This is a genomic window from Rhodococcus sp. EPR-157 (assembly GCF_001647195.1).
Lineage (GTDB): Bacteria > Actinomycetota > Actinomycetes > Mycobacteriales > Mycobacteriaceae > Rhodococcoides.
On the sequence record NZ_LVCV01000427.1, the window covers coordinates 1 to 3,741 of the forward strand.

The following is a 3,741-nucleotide window of genomic DNA, read 5'->3' on the forward strand; positions in this document are numbered from 1 at the left end:
ACATTCTCCGAGGCTCGAGTGCGCGAGCGCGTGAAAGACCATTGCGGAAGCTCGCTGACCGAGCGCGCGCTGTTCCACGTGACGGCGTGGTCCAGTTCCGACCGCGCGATCCTGTTGCTCACATGCCACCACCTGATCATCGATTCGCTCTCGTGGCCGGTTCTGCTCGCCGATCTGGAGCAGCACTACGCACGAACACTCGATGACGAGGTCCCCGGTTCGGTGACAGGACGTGCGCCGTTCGCACAGTGGGCGAACCGACTCGAAGACCACACGAAGAAGGGTGGCTTCGACGACGAGCTCGAATTCTGGGAAAGCCAGCCGATTCCTCGGCCGCTACCCGGCGTGGAGAACGGCGATGCACAGGCCGGACACGTCGAGTCCGTCACTGTGCGACTGGAGGCTTCCGACTCCCTCATCATCCTCGACCACACGCCCGCCGTACTTCGTTCGACGGTCAACGACGTACTTCTCACCGCGGTTGCCACAGCGCTGAGCAGATGGACCGGCCGCACCACCGTAGACATCGAGGTCGAGTCTCACGGCCGTCAGAACCTTTTCGACGATCTCGACATCTCGCGCTCGATCGGGTGGTTCACCACAATTCATCCGCTCTCACTGCATGTCCCGGACCCCCAGACACGTGATGTTCCCTTCGATTGGAGCGCAACCCTCAGGTCGGTCAAGAAGTCGCTTCGTGCTGTGCCGGGCGGAGGGATCGGTTTCGGTGCACTCACGACGTACTCCGGTCAGCACACTCGCGGCGGCGAGTTGCGCACGTCCGCGCCCAGACGTGCTGTTCAACTACCACGGCCGCACGTCCGTCGCTACAAACGGAACGGGCGTACGACTACTTAGGTCGGTAGAGCACGAACTAGCGCCGACCGAGCCGTCGACGCACCAGGTCGAGATCGTCGGCGCGGCAGACGACGCCGGGATCGAATTCGTCGTCCGATATCACCGCACCATCCACACCTCGGGTGAGGCCCACGCTCTTGCGGACGGCATTGCAGATGCACTGGCGGACCTCGCCGCGCATGTCAGATCCAAGGCCTCCAAGACTGCAGGAGCACCACGATGACAGATCTCGCCGACGTCGCCCACCGACTCGCCCGCAGCCACGGCGTCACCAACTTCCAACTCGCCGCGCGAATCAGAGGACGAGACTACAGCGCCGCTGCCGGACCCTCGTCGGGATTGGAAAGCGCACCCGTCGACAACGAAAGCGCCTATCCCATCGGCTCGGTCACCAAGGCCGTCACCGCTACAGCAATCATGGTTCTCGTCCAGGAAGGTGACCTGGAGCTCGACGAACCGCTCGCGGACATCCTTCCCGAGTTGCGTTCGGCATCCTGGCCTGCGCTGGGAGCAGTCACTGTCGAGCGAGTTCTATCCCACACTGCCGGGTTCGCATCGTCGGTCACCATCGACGATGCCCGAGCCACAGATCGGGCTCGCTGGATCTCGACCTATGCACGCCACCACGATCTGGCGTTGGTCCCGGGCACAGCCTTCTCGTACTCGAACATCGGATACGTGCTGGCGGGCAGAGTGCTCGAGGCGGTGACCGGGATGCCATGGCACATCGCAGTGACCGAGCTGGTGCTGCGCCCGGTCGGAGTCAAACCCGGCTTCGTGCTGCACGAGTCAACTCGCCCAACGGTATCGGGACATGTCACGACGAACAGCGGGCGAACAGTGCCGATCACGACCACCAGTCTGATCGGTGTCGAGGAACCGGCCGGGGGTCTCACAGCATCTGCGCAGGACATGGTGAGGATCGCCGAAGCGGCGTTCATCGGCAACGGCCACGACCTGCTCGACGCAGCGACACGTGCCTCCCTCTGCAGAGACCGGACGGGTGACTCCATCACAGGGCCTTTCGGTTTGGCCGACGGATGGGGAATGGGATGGGCCCGATACGAAAACGGGGACGCGACATCAGTCTGGATGGGTCATGACGGAAACAGTGAGGGCACGTCTTCTCACATCCGAATCAACCCGGTCACCGGGGATGTGGTTGCACTCAACACGGGCTCGTCTTCGGGAACGCAGATGTGGGCCGACCTGATCACCGAACAAACGGTGGCCGGGATGCCGCATTCCGGTACAAGTCTCGCACCCTCGCGCGGCCCACGAGCACACCCTCGGGCGAGCGCAGAGTGTGTCGGAGTCTTCCGCAACGGGGGTGACACGGTGACCGTGGCCGCTCGCGATGACGGACGCCTCGATCTCGGACTCACAGGTGAAGACCGCGTCCTCATCGAACTCTGGGAGGACCTGACCTTCCTCCTCGACCGGGAGAGCGACGGCAGGACCGGTCCAGGTGACCGTGGGCGGTTCTTGCGTTCGGCATCGTCGAAGATCACCCACGTGCAGTTCAGTGGCCGTCTGGCCGCAAGAACAGCGGAGTGGATCCGATGACGGAGGCGACACGAAAGGATCTGGTTCCGTTAGGACGTAACGGCCAGTACAACATTCTCTGGTCGGCGAGGTTCGCATCCGAACTCGGAAGCGAACTGGCCTTTCTGGGATTCCCGCTCCTTGTGATCGCGACGTCGGGCTCGGCGTGGGAGCTCGGTGTGGTCACCGCGGTGTTCAGCGCAGCGCAGATGATCGCGATGCTTCCCGCAGGCATACTCGCCGACCGGTGGAATCGGGCCCGCCTGATGATCACCTGCGAAATCATGCGGTTCGTCGCGATCGGCAGTCTCGCAGTCGCGATAGCGCTCGACTCCTACGAGTTCTGGCATCTGGCGGTCGTAGCGGCCCTGGAGGGCGGACTTGCTGCAGTGTTCGCTCCCGCCGAGGACGCAGTGCTGCCGCGTCTTGTTCCGACACCTCAGCTGGGTGCAGCCATTGCGCGCAACACTTCTCGCACTTATATCGCCACTCTGCTCGGGCCAGCACTCGGCGGCATTCTGTTCGCAGTGGATCGGGTGCTTCCGTTCACGGTCGATGCGGTATTGCTGATCGCCTCGGCATTCGTATTACTGTTTCTTCGGGTGCCTGCGGTCTCAGTGGAGTCGACAGCAGAACTGAATGACGAAGAACTGGATGCGAGCGATCCTGTCGGTCGTGGACGACAACTGTTCGACGACCTTCTCGGCGGCTGGCGCTGGGTGGTAGGACACCGACCTATTCGCACGACGATGATCTGGATTTTTGCGACCCAGTTCGTATTCAGCGCCTTGCTCATCGTGGTTCTTGTTCGCGCGGGAGAGGAGAACACGACTCCCGGCGAGATCGGGCTGATGATGACATGCTACGGCGTCGGTGGCCTGTTGGGATCTCTTGCAGCAGAGGCTATCCATGCCAGAATCCGGGCCGGAACGACGGTGGTCTGGTTCTCGTGGATAATCATCGTGCCGGTAGCGGTCATGAGCGTCATGCCTCCAGGTATCCCTCTCGGCCTGACCCTCGGACTCGTCGGATTCTGCGTTCCTGCCGCCTTCACATCTATCGTCACCTACCAGCTGACCAATACACCCGACCACCTCCGAGGACGTCTCAGCAGCGTCTCCGGTGCGATTGTCGGCCTTGCAGGCACTCTCGGTCCGCTGACCGCCGGAGCACTCGTCGCCTCCGGAACCGGAGTCGATCCAATACTCGCGCTCTCCGGGGCACTCGTCGTCGTGGCCGTGTTCGCGACATCGAACAGATCCATGAGGAATCTCGTATCTCACTGAATTCGTCACCACTGCATCGATTTCCATCGACGCACAGACACAGACAAGCAGA

The 3,741-nt window shown here is 62.4% G+C and carries 4 protein-coding genes; 3 read left to right on the forward strand and 1 reads right to left on the reverse strand.

Annotated elements, in window-relative coordinates; translation table 11 throughout:
* Positions 1 to 858 (forward strand): condensation domain-containing protein (locus A2J03_RS19865; RefSeq protein WP_156520476.1); only part of this gene is annotated, 858 nt, incomplete at its 5' end.
* 16 nt (positions 859 to 874) lie between these two features.
* Here the strand turns inward: A2J03_RS19865 and A2J03_RS30620 are convergent.
* Positions 875 to 1,039 carry a hypothetical protein gene (locus A2J03_RS30620; protein WP_156520477.1) on the reverse strand — a complete coding sequence of 55 codons (165 nt, stop codon included), beginning with the start codon at positions 1,037 to 1,039 and terminating at the stop codon, positions 875 to 877.
* A gap of 38 nt (positions 1,040 to 1,077) precedes the next feature.
* On the opposite strand from A2J03_RS30620, the gene A2J03_RS19870 reads away from it, so the two are divergent.
* Together A2J03_RS19870 and A2J03_RS19875 are read left to right on the forward strand one after the other, a co-directional pair.
* Complete coding sequence (locus tag A2J03_RS19870; protein WP_068377429.1) at positions 1,078 to 2,424, forward strand: serine hydrolase domain-containing protein; 1,347 nt, start codon at positions 1,078 to 1,080, stop codon at positions 2,422 to 2,424.
* Positions 2,421 to 3,689: an MFS transporter gene (locus A2J03_RS19875; RefSeq protein WP_068377432.1), complete on the forward strand. Its 1,269-nt coding sequence runs from the start codon at positions 2,421 to 2,423 to the stop codon at positions 3,687 to 3,689. Before A2J03_RS19870 ends, A2J03_RS19875 begins: the two co-directional genes overlap by 4 nt.
* The last annotated feature ends 52 nt before the right edge of the window (positions 3,690 to 3,741 follow it).

Bases quoted from the DNA above. Each gene is read 5' to 3' on its own strand.
- A2J03_RS30620 (WP_156520477.1), bottom strand. From the start codon at position 1,039: ATGCGCGGCGAGGTCCGCCAGTGCATCTGCAATGCCGTCCGCAAGAGC.
- A2J03_RS19870 (WP_068377429.1), top strand. From the start codon at position 1,078: ATGACAGATCTCGCCGACGTCGCCCACCGACTCGCCCGCAGCCACGGC.
- A2J03_RS19875 (WP_068377432.1), top strand. From the start codon at position 2,421: ATGACGGAGGCGACACGAAAGGATCTGGTTCCGTTAGGACGTAACGGC.